This is a genomic window from Pseudomonas sp. Z8(2022) (assembly GCF_025837155.1).
Taxonomy (GTDB): Bacteria; Pseudomonadota; Gammaproteobacteria; order Pseudomonadales; family Pseudomonadaceae; genus Aquipseudomonas.
Map to the genome: position 1 here is coordinate 3851293 of NZ_CP107549.1, position 17594 is coordinate 3868886.

The window sequence follows — 17594 nt, forward strand, 5'->3', positions numbered from 1 at the left end:
GCCTCACACCTGATAGACCGGCACCCGGTTGCACCAGCGATCCTTGTATTCGCGGTCGGCGCGGCCGAAGGAGTAGCGCAGCGGCTTACCCAGCGCTCGCGCATGCTCCCATTCACTCTGCGTATTGACGAAGCTGAGCACGCTGCCGGGGCTGAACTCGCGCTGCTGCGGGTCGACCCCGCCGTTGATGTACTCCAGGCTGACCCATTGCGGCGCCTCGACACGGTAGAGCACCTGGATCGCCACCGGCTCGTCGTTGAGATAGATCAGCGCGCCGGTCATGAACTCGCGCAACAAGCCGAACACTTCGCCCAGATGATCTTTGCCGGTGGCCGCGAAGCCCCAGCGGCGCTGGAACAGATCGGCGTAGATGCGTGCCTGTTCCTCGGGCGTCAGCTCCAGCATCGGCCGGATCACCCCGCCCGCCTCTTCCAGCAGGCGCTGTTCGCGGCGCTGGTTGTAGCGAAACTTCTTGCTGTACTGCTCGGGTTCGCGGGCCAGCGCTAGGCCTTCGGGCTGCTCGCTGATGCCGATGAGCCCGGTCGCATTGAGTTCGGACAGGTAGCGCACCCGATGGCGCAGCGCAACCTGCGCACCAGTTGCCAGCGGCAGAATGATCTCGGCATTACCCAGATCGAACAGACCGCGCTTGCCCTGCTGCTTGAGCACATCCTTGGACAAGGCCAGATGCCGCCCCCAGGTCGGGATAGCGGCCTGCAGCTCGCCATCGACCAGCCACCCCAGGTAACGCACCGGGATAGCGGCCAGATCGGCCAACCGCGCCACCACCTCGGGGTGAGTGGCAACGCTGCCACCGAAACGCCCCCAGGCCTCGGCGTAGTCAGCCGCATTGATTGGCGCCCAGCCACGCTCACGCCAGAATTGCAGACGATTCAGCATCAGGCGTTCAGCTCGGCTACGACGGACTCGTCGCCGTCCTCGAACTGCTTGGCATGCAGTCTGGCGTAGTAGCCATTCTGTGCCAGCAACTCGGCATGCGTACCGCGCTCGACGATCTGCCCCTGATCCATCACCAGAATCAGATCGGCCTTCTCGATGGTAGTCAGGCGGTGCGCGATCACCAGCGTGGTACGACCCTGCATCACCTGATCCAGGGCCGCCTGGATATGCCGCTCGGACTCGGTATCCAGGGCCGAAGTGGCCTCGTCGAGAATCAGCAGCGGCGCATCCTTGAGCAGCGCACGGGCAATGGCCAGGCGCTGACGCTGGCCACCGGAGAGCAACACGCCGTTCTCGCCGACCAAGGTGTCATACCCCTGCGGCATCTTCTCGATGAACTCGGCGGCATAGGCATCGGCGGCCGCCTGCTGCACAGCTTCGAGCGGCGCGCCAGCCAGATCGCCATAGGCGATATTGTTGCGCACCGTGTCATTGAACAGGGTGACGTGCTGAGTCACCAGAGCAATGTGGCGACGCAAATTGCGCAGGGTGTAATCCTCGACATCGACACCATCGAGCAGGATCTGCCCCTGCTCATGGTGATAAAAACGCGGAATCAGGTTGGCCAAGGTCGACTTGCCGCTGCCGGAGCGGCCGACCAGCGCCACCATCTGCCCTGGCTCGGCGACGAAAGAGATGTTGTTCAGCACAGGCTTTTCCGCACCGGGGTAGCTGAAGCTCAGATCCTTGACGTCCAGCCGGCCGCTGATGCGCTCTCGAGCCTGGGTACCACGATCAACTTCCGGCTCCTCGTCGAGTTGCTCGAAGATACTCTCGGCACCCGCCAGGCCTTTCTGAATCGTCGAACTGACCTCGGACAACTGGCGAATCGGCTTGGGCAGCAAACCGGCCAACGTGATGTAGGCCACCAGGTCTCCCGCCGAAGCATCACCACGCAACAGCAACACCAGAAACATCAGCACCGCCATGGCGCTGTAAATCACCAGTTGCAGTGATGGCGTATAGACAGCATTGGTCTTGACCATCTTCAACTGTTTGAGCTTGTTCTGCTCGCTGGCATCAAGAAAGCGCTGCTTCTCGTAGTCTTCGCCGCCGAAGCTACGGACCACCCGATAGCCCTGGATACTCTCCGAGGTCACATGCGTGACATCACCCATGCTGGTCTGGATCTTCTTGCTCTGCTTGCGAAATTTCTTGCTGGTGCTGGTCACCATCAGACCGATGACCGGCAGGATGGCGACCATGACCAGGGTCAGCTTCCAGTTCATCCACAACAACGTGGCGAACAGAAACACCACCGTCATGCCTTCGCGCACCACCACCTTGATCGCATCGGTGGCAGCCCCGGTGACCATGGTCACGTTGTAGGTGATGCGCGAGATCAGATGCCCGGAGTTGTGGTTGTCGAAGTAGCGGTTGGGCAGGGTCATCAGGTTGTTGAACAGCTCAACTCGCAAGTCCTGGACCAGCCCCATAGACACCTTGGCCAGGTAGTAATTTCCAAGGAACGAACCAATGCCCTGCCACAAGGCGATCAGTACGATAAGAAGTGGCACAGCCTGGAGCAGCTTGAGATGCGCCAACCAGGGCGCGTGCTCTAGTAGCCAAGGTATCCCAGTGAACAGACTGGCATCCGGGTTGGATAGGCCATCGACAAAGTACTTGAGGATGTAGCCCAGCATCGGCTGGGTGGAGGCGAAAATCAGGAACCCCGTAAGGCTGATGGTAAACAGTCCCCAATAGGGAACTACATAGCGCAGCAATCGCAGATACACCCGCAGGCTGGATTGCTGGGTAGAATTGGCCATTCGGTATGTCCCACGAAACTGGCTAGAGGAATACGATGCGGATTGTAACAGCGAACGAACTACAAAACTGGCTGACCAATGGCCAAGTGCTGGAGCAAGACAGTCGCGGTCCCAAGGTCGTTCGCCTGGACAATGGCAACTTCCTGAAGATATTCCACAGTCGCAAAGCCCTGCTCTCTCGTTGGCGCCCCAAAGCACGGCGCTTTGCTCGCAACGCGGAAAGACTACAGGCCTTGGGAATCCCGACCCCTGAGGTACTGGAGTGCTGCTGGCTGGAGCAGCAACGCGCCACCAGTGTTTGCCTCTATAGCCCGCTTCAAGGTGTCCCTCTCGACAGCATATTCAGCGAACAGCGAGAACAGTTCGACAGAGACCTTCCCAATTTCGTCGCATTCATACGGCAACTGCATCGCAAAGGCATTTACTTTCGCTCACTGCATCTCGGCAATGTCCTCAAACTCCCCAACGGGGGCTTTGGGCTGATTGACTTCCTCGACCTAAGCTTCAAAGGCGCCCCCTTGAGCCGGAACCTAATTAAAAGGAATTTTGCTCACTTGAGAAACTACCTGGAACGGCGCCAAGTAGAGAACTTCCCTTGGAGCAGGCTAACAGAGTGCTATGAGCGCGGCCTGTCTGAGGAAGCGTAATCAGCGTTCCGACGAGCCAGAAGCAAGCCCAAGGCAATCGGCAGCCAGGTAATAAGCCAGTCTGCATTAGGCTTACGCCACAGACCTATGCCATCAGTCATCAAGCTTACGGTGGCAAACAGCCACAGCGCCAACAGTGCTCGCCCCAGAGCCGAGTCTCTGGCTTGCCAGGCGCGCCAGAGACAGAGCAACCAGAGTACGCAAAAGATCAGTAGCCCCCCGACACCCAGTCGCACACCCGTATCGATAAAAAGGTTATGGGGATGTTTGAACTGATTTGTAAGCCCCGGGACGGTGAGCTTGAACTCATGAAAACCAATACCGAACCAGGTATTTTCGGCAATCAACTGCAACCCACCGCCCCAAAGTTCCAGGCGGTAGGACAGCCCGCGCTGCATCAGCATCTGCACGTCATAGATCGCGACTGCAGCGACCGCCAGTAGCAACCCAAACAAGACAGTCAGCCCGATCCATCGCGGCACCGATACCAGAATCACCATCAGCGATGCCAGCAATGCCAGCCAGACACCACGAGTCTGGCTGGACAGCAGAAATGCCAGATAGCCTATGGCAGCCACACCGGCAGGCAGCAGCCAAGCAAGTCGCCACGGGCGCCCCACCACCATTGCCAGACCGACGACAGCGAGCGCTCCGACGGCATGAGCCGCCATGATGACCGTATCCCATATACCCAGTGCCGTCAGACGACTCGAGAAAGGATTTTGCTCAAGCACATAAAAATGCAGCCATGACAGACCCGCTCCGACCCCGCCCAGTAGCACCCCAAAAATCAATAGTCGCTCGACAGAAGCGTCACCGGCTCTGGCTGCCAGCAAAAAACCAAGCAAACTCAAAGTCACGTAGGCCACAACCTTCGCATCACTGACAGGCTCCTCACTGCCCCGCACGATCAAAATCAACAAGGTCCAGGCAGCGAAAGCGACGTATAGCCATAGGTCAGGAGATGCCAAATGCGACCTGAACGCGGCATATCCCAAGCTGCACAATGCTGGCAGCCAAAGCAAAACCGCGAGCAATTGGTGATAAACCTTGCTGCTCGGTACCAGCCACGGCGCACAGAGAAGAACAGCCACTCCTATAGCCGCCCACCGAGCCAGCAAAGCCTGCCCCCCCATCACACCCGCTTGTTTATACATAACAACCCTACCCCCACCCCATGGTCAACAAGGGGCAATTCTGTATACGAAACAGCATTGCGCGCCGTGCACTTTTGCTATCGCTGCGCTGCTAGTCCCGACCGGTCAAACGTGCAACCACACGATCGATGTGAGCTTGATTTGGATGCTGCCAACTGCCAGGGATGCAGTACTCTTCGTGCAGATAATGGATAAACCCCTCGCGAGTCGCATCACTTAACGGCCAATCGGGGAAGTTACACGCCAGACGGATCGCGGAGCGTTCCGAGTCTGCGTGAACCACCACCCCCTCGATGTTGTAACAAGCCTGCCCGAGCGTCATCACAGCTTTAGCGTACAGCAAGCTTTCCAAACCCACGGTCGAGTTAACCGTGACGACAAACTGACTTCGACGTATCAGCTCCTCGGTACTGTTTGCATTCGCAAATATCAGCCGATCATTCGCCTTCGCATGAAGATCTGGATATTCATGCTTACTAGAAGGATGCTCCTTGAAAACCGCCGGAAGGCCACAAGCCTCGCTCATCCGCTCAGCCAGCGCGAACAAGTCACGCATATTGCGGATCCAGGGCGAGAAGAATCGTATCTGGGTGTCGCTATCGACTTGAAACGGAAAAAAGATAAAACGCTCCGGCAGCTCGATAGACGACCCAAAGTCGCGCCGACCTTGTCTAGGTACAAGCACGAAAGACGAGACGCCGGGCACCACGCCGCGGCATCGATAAAACTCGGGGTCGCGCGCTAACGAGCTTTGGTAGTTCACCCCAAGCGGGTCGACCGTGGTGGTACTCGGCAGCAGCCCATTCTCAAAGAAGAAGCGCCTGGTTGACCCCGGAGTCAATGCCATAAGCAAACGACAATAACGATGGGAGCCATTCCAGACCGCGACCCCAACTGGTTTTTTTGCCTCGAGTAGTGCCTTGATGCTCAGCGCCACCAATAGCAGTTCGAGATACAGCCCAAAACGATAAAATCGCCCCGCGTACTTACGCTTCAGGCGCCGCTCGGCACATTTCTCATCAACAATTTCCCGCCAGTTGATGCACCGCAGTGTCGACCTCATCTCACGCCAAAGAGGCCATGGCAACTGACGGAGCGAAATCACCTCGCCCGAAAGATCACCGTCATCGAGCAAAGCCTGAAAATATCGACTCTGAAAAGGAGCGACAGAAAAGAAGATAAAACCGTTCATTTTGCCAATACCTGGGTACAACCCAGCCCGCAACAAGGTCTACTAAACCGCGACTAACGAGGACAACCTTCGACCAAGGCCAGATACTGGCTACGGTACTGCCCAACACTGTGGTGTGCTTGCAGATAGCCGAAAGCACAGAGTCCTCGTTCACGCAACGCGGTGCCCGGCAACTCAAAATGCTCAACCAGCGCTTTCGTCAGTCCGCCAACATCTCCGACACGAACGGCCGTTCCCCCGGCGCCCTTGATAATCGGCGCCATAGCCGGGATGTCCGAAGCGATCACTGGGAGTTCGCCGCTCATCGCCTCCAACAGCGCCAACGGCAAGCCTTCACTCAGAGACGGCATCACAAAAACGTCAAAAGCCCGAACGAACCTCAGAGCGTCGGCCCTGGCACCAGGAAGTAGCACTCGTCCGGACAACCCCAGTCGCTCAATCGCCGCCTCCAAATCAGGCCGGGCACGCCCTTCACCTATGATCACCAGCAAGGCACCTGGCAGCCGTTCGACACAACTGGCGAACGCCTCAACGAGGTGGATATGCCCCTTGACGGGTACGAGGCGACCAATAGCGCCAAACACGAAGGCGCCATCTGGCAGCCCTAGAGCCGCCCGAGCCTCATCACGAGATAGCTGTAAGGCTCGCGCCTTGTCGATGTCGATCGCGTTGTTTATCACGAGGGTATTTCCCTCGACGAAACCGCAACGACATTGAAGCAGGTAGTCCTTGACGGCTGCCGAGACCGCAACGAATCGCCAAGCCCGATCAATCATCCTCGCGGCCTGCGTGCGTCGATAAACTCGCTCATACTCGCCAAACCCATGGGTGATGCCGATACAAGTGGGAATACGCAGCCAGCGGTTCAGCCACAACATCATGTTGATGGCCTTAAAACGGTTGCAGATCACCACGTCGAATCGCTCCGCTCTGCAAAAACGAAACAGTCTCCACAGCGCCATAAAGCGCATCCCTTTCAGTTGCTCCTGCGACAACTCAAAATACACCGAGCGCTCTGCCACGCTCACTGGCTGCCCCTCAGATGGAACTCCACCCAGATAGGCGGATACCACCTCGTAGCGCTCGACAGGAAACGCCTTCACCACTTGCTCGGCAAGATCGGCAAAGTCGTGATTTTTAACGTTGTAATCCGGCTGCAGTTGCAGAACCTTGACTCGTTTCTTCACCAGCCCCACCTCTCAGTCAAGATGCAACATAGATCAATGCCTTGAACACGATAGTGGCCGACAATCCAGCGAAGCCACATGTAACACGAATCCTGTCTTCGCTATGAAAACCAATCACACACCGCTTGAAAATAAGCTGTTCCATCACTGAACCGCACGGCAAGCAGGACACAGAGCAACAGCGATCAGACTGGTTCATCGAAAATTTGGTTCCAAGCGACTCTCGGGGTCAACTGCTCTGGTAGGCGGGAGCACGGGGAAAGATTGAACACTTCAAAACGTCCCGGCTGGATAATACGTTGCCGCATAAAACGAAAGCTGGGCAGGATGTAGTCTTCGAAGTCGTCGTCAAGCGTGCTGGGTAATGTTTTTTCCTCTTGGTAACTGCGGCCCGCAGCGGGGTCAAGATCGACCCCCACCAGCAGAACCTTGGAAAAACCGAGATGAAAGGCCAACTGAACGCCAACGTACGCAATAGTTCTTGCGCAAAAGTAACCCTTGGAGAAATTACAACTAAAACCAATGCGGTTGGGTTTGCGCCGCCAGAGAGAAAAGTCGCTATGTAATTCCCTATCGTCGCGAATCGACCATGCGAATCGCCTGTCACCCAGAGGAACCTGCCCTCTCATGCGGTTGACCCGCTCCAGCAAGAAGTATGGCTTGTCTTCAGGCAGCGCAATCCCACGCTTTTCGGCCTCCAGAAAACAGAGATCGCTCAACGCTACGTGTTCGGAACTGGCTATACCCATTGCCAGGAGTTCAGGCCTGCCGCGGGCAAAGTTCACGTCATCGCACAAATAGTAAAACGGTTTCACCGCCAGCCCGTCGAAGCTGTGCACTGAGCCGTTCACCGCAATCACAGGAAAGGGGCAAGCAGCCAGTGGAAACCCCTTGGCAGAAGGCCCTGACGCCAGAATGACTACTGTTCCAGAATAACGGCCCCGGCTCTGTTCAAAACTCTGAGGCTTGATGCTCAGCATGTGCGCTCCTGTTCGACCGCATGAGTCACAGCTTTGGCAATATCGGCGAACATCTGCTCAGCCCTGGCTCGCGCAGACTGCAGGAAGGCATCAATCGCATGAAGCTCCTCGTCTTTGAAGGCAGCGCTATTGGCATGCGATAGCGCCTCGGGAAAACCATCGAACACACGCCCAGGCAACCCGATGTCCGCCAGCAGCGCCTGCGTCTTGCTGGTATTGGAACCTACCGCCACGAATGGCGTACGACTGGCCAGACATAGCGTCACCATGTGATAGCGGCCGGTCACCACCGTTCGAGCGCAGGCAATACGAGCCAGAAATCTGCGCTGGGACAGTTTGGCATGTCTCCAGCGCCAACGACTGGCGAGCTTCTTGGGTGGGCTCATCGCAAGCGGTAGAGCACGACTCTGCAACCAGTGCCGCATTGCCTTGCCCAACTGTCGCAAACGAAATCCCAGGGCGGCGCGCGTGCCCAACGCAAGATCCGGCAGGCAACGGATGCTCAAGTACTCACTGCCTACTGGACAAGTCGGGTAGGCGATCGCCATAAGCGCCTGCAGCTGCTTTCCGAGGACACTGCCGCTGAGCACAACCCCGTGCCGCAATTTGCCGCTCCAGGGCGTGAAATCGCTCAACAAGGTCAGATCCGGAACCACATTGACCTGATCCCGATACGGCGCGGCGGCTATGGCACTGGCCTGATCGCGAAAATAGGTAGCGGTAAAACAAGGCAGATACTGGTTGAGCTGAACGTTGTTTTGCCAAACAGAGTTGACTAGAAAACAAGGGATGCCTTGGGTATGGCAGTAGCGGGCAACCTCTCCCAACGTCAACGCAACGGGCGCGTCATCATGCATGGTTCCCTCGCCATTGATTAGGCACAGGTCCATACCGTCCAGCCACTGTTGAAGCCCTCCGGACTCACATTTGAACCCCAGAGGCACTCGACGAACGACTTCGACACCATGATTCTGGCAACCAAGCAGCAATTGCGCCGTCACAATCGCACAGCCATGATGGTCCTCAACCGAAGTGTCGTTAAATAATACCGCCTTAACCATTTTCGCCCCGTCGCATCGCTTAAAAACAATCGAGCTATTTCGCTTCACCCAACAAGGTGAAAACCATCTTTATCGACCATCCAAGCGCTGGCCTTGGCGACTTGCTCAGCCTCGCTCTGCGAGAGAGGGGAGTATTTGTCCCAGAGAGTTTTCCATCCAAGAAAGTGAAAGTAGGGGAAGCTCATCGACCCTGTGAGATTGGTAGTAATTACTCCTTCGCGCCAGAACCAACTACTGGGAAAATTATAACTACCATCAACCCAGGCCTTGCCTGCATTCGGGGTACTGAACAACTCTTCGAACGACGCATTCCGCCGCCAAGAATTAAAGCGCGCCATCAAGTTAAACAAGGGCTCAGGAAAATTTTTATGTCGTATGAACAGCTTCGAAAATGCACCTTCATCAAGTGCATGATGTTGCTGCTCACAGAGGCGCGGCAGGTAATTTTTCGCACTCAGAAATGCCTGCCGCATCCTCTCATTATTCCGCATCAGGCACAGATGCCCAGATACTCGTCGCTCGTGAGTGGAAAAGAAATCGAACCGAGCCAAGCGCTGCTCATTAAAGTACTGGCGAAGATCCCCGTAGATCAGGTCAAGGTCACTGAAGCCCCAAAAATCATAAGGGGCAATATCCAATTCATGGATATAACCTAACGCTGGTTTGAGGTCGCAGAGTTTGTAAGGATGTTCAGGGGCAAAATTGATAGAAAGTCGCTCCGAAACTAAAGCACAGTACTCACTGAAGCTCAGCTGTCGATAACGTACATTCGCCGGTAGATTGGAGGGCTCGCCACAGTCGCTGTACAACAGCCAGTCGATATCCGGATTACAGGCGCAGCTCCTCAGAAAATAAGGCATCCAGAACGGCCAGCGTCCAAAGTAGGGAATAACGAACACCAACGACGAGTTCATTGGAACATTTCCTGATGCAGCTTGGTAAATAGAACACGTACAGCTTCATCACTGAAACTATTCTGCAAATGCTGTTGCAGTGCAAACGGCACCGACTGCGGGATCTCTGGAGTCGATCCGAGCAAATCGGCGAGCGCCAATACATTACCCAGCGGAAAAAGTTGCCCCACTCCCTCGACCACCTCACGCCCGCCACCACAATCACTGCAGATCACAGGCACTCCTGCGGCCATCGCCTCCAGCAACACCATGCCGAACGGCTCATGATCGGAGGTCAACGCAAATACATCGAAAGCCTTGAAATAGCGCCGCCCATTCGCCACCTGACCAAGAAAGCGCACGGACTCGTTAACGCCCAGCTCCAACGCCAGTTCCTTGAGCTGCGCCTCTAGGCGACCACTACCCATGACCACCAGCAGGCTTCCCGCCGGCAGTTGTGGCAACGCCAGGGCGAAACCGCGAATCAGCGTGGCCTGATCCTTGTCCGGATGCAGACGGCCAACGTTACCAACTACCCAAGCGTCCTGGGGCAGCCCCAGATGCTCGCGCGCGACCTCGCGGGATACCTGCTCGGCCTGCACGGCCTCGACGTCTATGCGGTTGTACAGCGTTTCAATACGCTCGGCAGGCCAACCAGGCAGGCAGGTGCGCATGTCGTCGCGCACGGCGTTGGACACCCCGAGTAGCATCAGGCGCTTGCGAAAGAAGTTGGCGAACAGCTGTCGGGAACGACGCTTGTAGTCACCGAAGGCGTGATGCACGCCGATCACCGGCAGGCTGCTGCCGAGCAGCGCGACGTAGATCGGCTTGAAGCGGTGGGCGATGCACAGGGCGAAGTCGCGCGAAGCAGCGATCCGCCGGAAATCGCGGATCGCCCCCAGTTTGAGGCCGCGCACCTGAGCGCTGGAGTAGTCGAGGAAGATCACCTCGTCCGAGGCCGAGCCGCGCTCGACCTCGGCACTTGGCTTGCCGGTCAGGTAAACCGTGCAGACCTTGTAGGACGTGCCCTTGAACAGCACGGCGTATTGCCGCGCACAATCCAGAAAGGGGCCGTCATAGCCGTGGCAGAACTGCAGAACCCAGCGCTGCGTTTGGCCATCTGCCTGCTCAGACGTGGTCATACCAGTCCTTGCCATCCTTGACCACGAGAATATCTTCCATGATCAGGTACTGCAGGTCGGAGCCATAGAACATGTTCAGCGCATCGGTCGGCGAGCAGATCATCGGTTCCCCGCGACGGTTGAGCGAGGTGTTCAGCGACACGCCATTGCCGGTCAGTTTTTCCAGCTCCAACATCAGGTCATACCAGCGCGGGTTGAAACGGCGCTCCAATACCTGGGCACGTGAGGTGCCGTCCTCGTGGACCACTTCGCCGACGCGCTCCTTCCACTCTTCATTGACCTCAAAGGTGAAGGTCATGAACGGGCTGGGGTGGTCGACCTTGAGCATCTGCGGCGCCACGGTGTCGAGCATCGACGGGCAGAAGGGTCTCCAGCGCTCGCGGAACTTGATCTGCTCGTTGATACGGTCGGCCACACCCGGCACGCTCGGGCAGCCGATGATCGAACGACCACCGAGGGCACGCGGGCCGAACTCCATGCGCCCCTGGAACCAGGCCACCGGGTTGCCATCGGCCATGATCCGGGCGATACGTTCGGGCGTGTTGTCGATGCGCTTGAACACCGGCTGGTTCGGGTGCTTGGCGCAGGCGGCGATAACCTCCTCGTTGCTGTAGGAGGGACCGAGGTAGACGTGTTCCATCTTCTCCACTGGCACGCCGCGCTGATGCGAGACGTAGGCGGCAGCGCCGACAGCAGTGCCCGCATCGCCGGAAGCCGGCTGCACGAACAGCTCCTTGACGTCGTCGCGGGCGATGATCTTCTGGTTGAGTTTCACGTTCAGCGCACAGCCCCCAGCGAAGGCGATCTTGCCGGTTTCCTTGAGGATGTCGCCGAGGTAGTACTCCATCATCTCCAACGCCAGCTTCTCGAACAGCGCCTGCATGCTGGCCGCGTAATGGATGTAGGGATCGTCGGCGATGTCGCCCTGGCGCTTGGGCCCCAGCCACTCGATCAGCTTGGGCGAAAAATAGTAGCCCTTGCCGTTTTCCTTGTAGCGGCGGAAACCGATGACGTTGGCGTAGTCGGTGTTGATGATCAGCTCGCCGTTTTCGAACTTGGCCAGACGCGAGAAGTCATACTTGGCGGCGTCACCGTAAGGTGCCATCCCCATGACCTTGAACTCACCGTCGAGCATTTCGAAGCCCAGGTACTCGGTGATCGCACCGTAGAGGCCGCCGAGCGAATCCGGGTCGTAGAACTCCTTGATCTTGTGGATCCTGCCGTTCTCGCCGTAGCCGAAGAAGGTGGTGGCGTATTCACCCTTGCCGTCGATGCCGAGGATCGCGGTTTTCTCCTTGAAACCCGAGCAATGGTAGGCGCTGGAGGCGTGAGCCAGATGGTGCTCGACCGGCTCGATCTTGACCTTTTTCAGGTCGAAACCGAGTTGTACCAGGCACCACTCGATACGCTTCTTGTAGCGGTAGTAACGGCGGTTACCGAACAGAATGGCATCCAGGGCACGATCCGGCGCATAGGCATAGCGCTTGGCGTACTGCCAGCGGGCCTTCTCGAAGATGCTGATGGGGGCGAACGGAATGGCCACCACGTCGACATCCGACGGCTTGATACCTGCCTGCTCCAGACAGAACTTGGCCGACTCGTAGGGCATGCGGTTCTTCGCGTGCTTGTCACGCACGAAGCGCTCCTCTTCCACGGCCGCGATCAGCTTGCCGTCAATATAAAGCGCAGCGGACGGGTCGTGACTGAGGGCGCCGGACAGGCCGAGAATGGTCAGTGCCACAGGTGTAAGCCTCTAATTCGGGCAGGTGTCAGGCACCTGCGGTAAACGTTGGTCGAGCAACCGGTACAGGGCAGAGTCCGCCGACCAGTTGCGCAGAAAACGGGCGCGGTCGCGGGCATAGGCCCGGGCGAAACTGCGCGCACTGCGATGCTGCCGCAGGGCATCCAGGTCGATCAGCGACCAGGCGCCCTGCGTATCATCCCAAAACAGGTTGTGCCCCTTGAAATCACCGTGGCTGATGCGTTCACGCAGCAGGGCAGCGAACAGACGATCGAGCGCCAGCAACTCGGTTTCGGGGGGAGTAACCTGCTTGTATGCCTCAAAACGCGCGATTATATCCTGCCCGCCGCAATAGTCGGTAATCAGGTACGCGCGCCCACGCAGCCAGCACCAACGCTGCTCGATTACCGCCAATGGCCGCGGGGTGGGTATGCCCAGCAGTTGCAGGCGATTACCTTCACGCCAGCTATGCCAGGCGCGACTGGGCCGCCAGAAGCGCTTGAGCCAGTGCCACAGACTCTTTACGTTGTAGCGTTTGACCACCAGCGGGCGGCCATTCGACTCGACCCGCGCGACCGTGGCGGCACCACCGGTCTTGTAGATATGTCCGGCCTCAATGCGGGCATCCAGATCGACCAATAGCGGCTGCAGCTCAGGCTCGCACTCTCGCCGCAGCACACGCAGGCCAAAGGCACCCACGTGCGCAGCAAACAGGCTGCAATCGCGTGCGGTCTTCTTCAGGTAATCGCTCAACCGCCAGCGGCGCACCCTGGCGATCTCGGCCTGGAGCAGTTCCAGCGGTAGCGCGTGCTCGCCGTTGGCCAGCAGATAATGAATCAGAAGCTCTTCGAGATAGGGATCCAACTCGGCCGGCAACTGGGCGAAGAACACCCCGAGGTTTTCCAATACCCGCGCTCGCGACAGCGGCTGCCCGGGCGTCTCGCAGCGAACCCCACCGCCGTCGATCAGATACAGGCGACCCGCGTACTGCAACAGGTTGTCCAGATGCAGGTCATCCTGCCACAGCCCCTGAGCATGCATTTGCCCGATCGCGCCCAGCGCTTCGGCCAGCACGGCCTGCTGAGCATCCGTCAGCACCGGCTCGCGCGCCGCCTGATCCCAGGCGCTCCAGAGGCTCTGCGCGCCATCCAGATAGTCGAACAGCAGCCAGCCGCCCTGACCTTCGCTGACCCCATGGGCCAACAGTTCAGGCGTGACCAAGCCCTGCCGAGCCATCAGCTCTGCCCCCTCGAGCTCACGCTGAAAGTGCCGCTGCGACTTGCCGCCCACCAACAGCTTGGCCAGCACCCGGCGGCCCTGCCAGCGGGCAACACCCACATAGCGCTGTCCCGGCAATACACGCAGCAGGCGCTCCAGCGCCAGCGATTCGCCGTCGACATCCAGCGTCAACGGCAGCTCAGGGGAGCGTCCGGTCTGGCCCAGCTCATTCAGGCGCATCAGCGTGTCTCCTTGTTACGCTGGCGCTCGCTGAGCAGGCGCCACCAGGCGTCAACATCTGCAGATCCTCCCAAGTAAGCGCTCAGCATTTCGCGGCGCTCGCTTTCGCTCCAGATCCTGGCGCGGCGCAGCAGCGGCTCAAGATCCTTGACTCGATCACGACGCCCCAGCAGCAACGGCCTGGTCTTCTCCAGATCGATCAACTGCGCGTCGAATCCATCGTCCATCTCACGCAGGAAAATGTGCTTCGGATAGAAACAGCCGTGCATCTGCCCCGCCTGGTGCAGGCGACGCGCCAGCGCGCCGCAGGCGCGCAGAATGCCCGCCTGCTGCTTGGCCGCCAGGAGCGGCCAGCGCGCCAGATAGCTATCGAGGTCCTGCCAACCGTCGAGCGCACAGGTCAGCAGTACCGCCCGTCGCTCACCGGATACCCGACGCTGGGCAAAGAAGGCAGCCTGCAGCGCGGGGATCCCCAGGCTGGCATAACGCTGGATATTGCGGAATTCACGGGCAAAGGTAGGTTCACCCAAGGGATGCAGCAGGCTGCGCGTCAGGTGATTGCTCTGGCGCTTAAGGTAGTACGCGCGATCATCCAGCTCGAGACGGTAGACACTGCTCCAGCCACCACGCTCGGTATTGGGCTCGTCCACGGCCTCCAGCTTCAGCGACCAAAGGGCATCGAAACTGGCCAGCCCGTGACGCTCCAGCAGCGCACGTTCCTGCGCTGCAATGAAATCACTCATTCACGCCCCTCGAAAAATTTCAGCACCTGCCGGACGCGGCGCTTATCGCCATCACTGAGCTGATTGCGGCCACGGTACTGCAGGTAAAAGCGCAGGCGCTGGGTGCGTGACAAAACCCGCTTGGCTACTTTGTCGAGGCAGGCCAGGTCCTTGACAATGCGGTAGCGCAACAACGGCCCCCACCAGAAGCTGCCGGTGGGACAGTCGATGAAAAAAAGCTCGGCCTTCTCGTTGACCAGCAGGTTGCGCCACTTCAGGTCATTGTGAGTGAAGCGGTGATCGTGCATCAGTCGGGTTGCACGGGCCAATTGGAGACTCACTCTGTTGACCCATACAGCATCCTTGAGGCGCGCATCCCCTGTGCCGGCCAACACAGCCAGATCTACGGTTCCCTCGAGCTCTCGGGTGATGAGCGCACCACGCACGAACGCCCCGTGCCTTCGCTCCAGACCATGAGCCACGATAGGAGCAGTAGGAATTCCCCATTTGGCGAAGTGCCTGAGGTTCTGCCACTCGGCCTTCACCCGGGGCCTGCCAACATAGCGCCGCAAGCCTTTGCCTGCGCCCCAGTAGCGTTTGACGTAATAACGGATGCCTTGCCGCTCGATGCGGACGACTTCCGACAGCGGGTCCTTGGTCAGTCGCTCACCTTCGATGGCGAAAACTGCCTCGAGTGATCCGAAGTCCGCCGAGAGCGCACGATATTCAGGGGCAAGAGTCCAGCTAGCCATCAGAGCGCATCCCCATAACGCTGCTTACGCTCGTACAGCTTTGCGGCCTTGCGCTCAAGCTTGGCCAACAGACTGGCCTCCTCACGCAACACCTCGCGCAATGAGCGCTGGAAGTAGGTACGCAGAAAACGCAGCTTGTCGCGCCGGGTCAGACCGATATCCAGCGCCGAGAAGTACAGGGCGGCCAGGTCCTTGTCACGCCAGCGGCGGGGCACTGCGTCTCGAACCTGGGCCCGATGCAGATCGATCACCGATAGGCGCAGGTCGCTGGCCTGGATCGGCCGGTCGGTGTGCAGGAGGAAGTGACAGATGTAGCAATCCCGGTGATTGACCCCGGCGCGATGCATGTTGCCGGTCATCTGCGCCACCTCGCGGATCAGTGCCCACTTTAGGGCTGGTTTGGGCGGCTGTTGCGTCCAGTTCAGACTGAGCTGCTCCAGGTCGACGGTCGGCGCCAGTTCCTCGGTGATGATGAACGAGTGCTGGCTGGCCGGATTGCTGCCACGCTCGCCGTAGGCCACAGCGGTCATGGTCGGCACGCCGGCCTCGGTCAGGCGCCAGATCGCCTGCCACTCCTGCGCAGCGCCGAGCACCGGCGCCTTGGCACTGAGCAGGTTCTTGACGATCTCGCCCCAGCCAATACCGCGGTGAATCTTGACGAAGTAACCCCGCCCGTCGACTTCGGTGCGCAGGGTACGGCGGCCTTCCAGCTCACGGTAGACCTGGCCCTGCAACGCCTCGACGGCCTCGAAGGCGTCGCGACCGGCCCACAGGCTCTTGAACGGCTCGGCGAGAATCAGCTTCACGCGTGTTTCTCCGCGAGGATCACGTCGGCGGCCTTCTTCGGCATCGAATACAGATCGGCGCTGTCGGCATAGGCAAGCCCATTGCGCCCCCAGAAGGCGCGCTGCTGCGGATCGGCGAGCATATCGGCCAGGGTTCGGTTGAGCTGGTCCTGCTCGAACGGGCTGGGCAGCACCCGGCCGCAGTCGGCATCGGCAATGTAATGCGCGTATCCGCAGACATCGGTAACCAGCACCGGCAGGCCGGACACCAGAGCCTCCAGCAGTACGGTACCGGTATTCTCGTTGTAGGCCGGGTGGATCAGCAGGTCGGCACCGAGCAGGAAACGTGGAATGTCGCTACGCCCCTTGAGGATCTGCACCTGGTCGCTCAGGCCCAGCGCCTTGACCTGCAGCAGGAACGGCTTGGGGTCATCCTGGCCAATTGCGATCAGCCGGGTGCGTTTGCGCAACTCACGCGGCAGGGACGCCAGCGCCTTTAGGCTACGGTCCAGCCCCTTGGTCTTGAAGCCGGAGCCGATCTGCACCAGCAGCAGATCGTCGTCGCCCAGCTCGAACTCGCGGCGGAACTCGGCACGGATCTCGGCGGCATTGGCCGGTGCGCGGCGATCCTGGGCAATTCCCGGTGGCAGCAGATGGAAGCGCTGCACAGGTGTCTTGTAGTGCTTGATGAACAGCGGCTGCTGCACCTCGGAGATCATCAGTATCTCGGTCTTCGACTCCGGCGCGAACACCGCTCGCTCGTACTCGGCGAAATGCTTGTAGCGCCCCCAGCGACGATAGATCGGGTTGCGCAGGGTCTGCGCCTTGTCCTCGAAACAGCCGTCGGCGGCGTAGTACACGTCCAGGCCCGGCATCTTGTTGAAGCCGATCAACCGGTCGACAGGGTCACGCTTGAGATCGGCTTGCAGCCAGGCAGTGAATTTCTCGTTGCGGCGGTGATTGAACAGGGCGCGAACCGGTGCCACGCGCACGTCGAAGCCGCCGGGGTTTTCCCCTTCCCAGATCGGCGTATAGACGCGAATGGCGTGACCACGCGCCTGGCACTCCAGGGCGATGCGCATGAAGTCGCGCTGCAGCCCGCCGAACGGGAAATATTTGTAGAGAACGAAGGCCAGTTGCATAGCCGC

The 17594-nt window shown here is 59.0% G+C and carries 16 protein-coding genes; 1 reads left to right on the forward strand and 15 read right to left on the reverse strand.

The features are described from left to right. Positions 1-3 precede the first annotated feature (3 nt). Both OEG79_RS18335 and msbA read right to left on the reverse strand, forming a co-directional pair. A complete protein-coding gene (locus OEG79_RS18335) occupies positions 4-900 on the reverse strand; it encodes an antimicrobial resistance protein Mig-14 (RefSeq protein WP_264146369.1) in 897 nt (298 codons plus the stop codon). Then, a complete protein-coding gene (gene msbA, locus OEG79_RS18340; RefSeq protein ID WP_264146370.1) occupies positions 900-2729 on the reverse strand; it encodes a lipid A export permease/ATP-binding protein MsbA in 1830 nt (609 codons plus the stop codon). The genes OEG79_RS18335 and msbA overlap by 1 nt, the downstream gene beginning before the upstream one ends. Positions 2730-2764: 35 nt before the next feature. Here msbA and OEG79_RS18345 point away from each other — a divergent pair, with 35 nt between their 5' ends. Next, positions 2765-3376: a toluene tolerance protein gene (locus tag OEG79_RS18345; protein ID WP_264146371.1), complete on the forward strand. Its 612-nt coding sequence runs from the start codon at positions 2765-2767 to the stop codon at positions 3374-3376. On the opposite strand, the gene OEG79_RS18350 is transcribed toward OEG79_RS18345, so the two are convergent. The 13 genes from OEG79_RS18350 to OEG79_RS18410 form a co-directional block, all read right to left on the reverse strand. Continuing rightward, entirely contained in the window at positions 3346-4533 is a 1188-nt protein-coding gene (locus OEG79_RS18350) for an O-antigen ligase family protein (protein ID WP_264146372.1), read from the reverse strand. The two genes, OEG79_RS18345 and OEG79_RS18350, sit on opposite strands and share 31 nt — an antisense overlap. A gap of 91 nt (positions 4534-4624) precedes the next feature. Then, complete coding sequence (locus OEG79_RS18355) at positions 4625-5725, reverse strand: capsular biosynthesis protein (protein ID WP_264146373.1); 1101 nt, start codon at positions 5723-5725, stop codon at positions 4625-4627. A 53-nt stretch (positions 5726-5778) separates the two neighbouring features. Then, positions 5779-6912 carry a glycosyltransferase gene (locus tag OEG79_RS18360; protein WP_264146374.1) on the reverse strand — a complete coding sequence of 378 codons (1134 nt, stop codon included), beginning with the start codon at positions 6910-6912 and terminating at the stop codon, positions 5779-5781. Positions 6913-7097: 185 nt separating this feature from the next. Next, positions 7098-7892: a lipopolysaccharide core biosynthesis protein gene (locus tag OEG79_RS18365; RefSeq protein WP_264146375.1), complete on the reverse strand. Its 795-nt coding sequence runs from the start codon at positions 7890-7892 to the stop codon at positions 7098-7100. Beyond that, entirely contained in the window at positions 7886-8953 is a 1068-nt protein-coding gene (locus OEG79_RS18370) for a polysaccharide pyruvyl transferase family protein (protein WP_264146376.1), read from the reverse strand. The genes OEG79_RS18365 and OEG79_RS18370 overlap by 7 nt, the downstream gene beginning before the upstream one ends. Before the next feature lie 44 nt (positions 8954-8997). Continuing rightward, positions 8998-9867 (reverse strand): DUF6625 family protein, encoded by an 870-nt coding sequence (locus OEG79_RS18375; protein WP_264146377.1) that lies wholly within the window; start codon positions 9865-9867, stop codon positions 8998-9000. Next, entirely contained in the window at positions 9864-10988 is a 1125-nt protein-coding gene (locus tag OEG79_RS18380; protein ID WP_264146378.1) for a glycosyltransferase, read from the reverse strand. Before OEG79_RS18380 ends, OEG79_RS18375 begins: the two co-directional genes overlap by 4 nt. Next, positions 10975-12729 (reverse strand): carbamoyltransferase, encoded by a 1755-nt coding sequence (locus OEG79_RS18385; protein ID WP_264146379.1) that lies wholly within the window; start codon positions 12727-12729, stop codon positions 10975-10977. Before OEG79_RS18385 ends, OEG79_RS18380 begins: the two co-directional genes overlap by 14 nt. 12 nt (positions 12730-12741) lie before the next feature. Further along, positions 12742-14187 (reverse strand): lipopolysaccharide kinase InaA family protein, encoded by a 1446-nt coding sequence (locus OEG79_RS18390; RefSeq protein WP_264146380.1) that lies wholly within the window; start codon positions 14185-14187, stop codon positions 12742-12744. Beyond that, positions 14187-14930 carry a lipopolysaccharide kinase InaA family protein gene (locus tag OEG79_RS18395; protein WP_264146381.1) on the reverse strand — a complete coding sequence of 248 codons (744 nt, stop codon included), beginning with the start codon at positions 14928-14930 and terminating at the stop codon, positions 14187-14189. Before OEG79_RS18395 ends, OEG79_RS18390 begins: the two co-directional genes overlap by 1 nt. Continuing rightward, positions 14927-15661 carry a lipopolysaccharide kinase InaA family protein gene (locus OEG79_RS18400; protein ID WP_264146382.1) on the reverse strand — a complete coding sequence of 245 codons (735 nt, stop codon included), beginning with the start codon at positions 15659-15661 and terminating at the stop codon, positions 14927-14929. The genes OEG79_RS18395 and OEG79_RS18400 overlap by 4 nt, the downstream gene beginning before the upstream one ends. After that, positions 15661-16467: a lipopolysaccharide core heptose(I) kinase RfaP gene (gene rfaP / locus OEG79_RS18405; RefSeq protein ID WP_264146383.1), complete on the reverse strand. Its 807-nt coding sequence runs from the start codon at positions 16465-16467 to the stop codon at positions 15661-15663. The genes OEG79_RS18400 and rfaP overlap by 1 nt, the downstream gene beginning before the upstream one ends. After that, the gene (locus tag OEG79_RS18410; protein WP_264146384.1) at positions 16464-17588 is read right to left on the reverse strand and encodes a glycosyltransferase family 4 protein; all 1125 of its coding nucleotides are present in this window, start codon (positions 17586-17588) and stop codon (positions 16464-16466) included. Before OEG79_RS18410 ends, rfaP begins: the two co-directional genes overlap by 4 nt. Positions 17589-17594 lie beyond the last annotated feature (6 nt).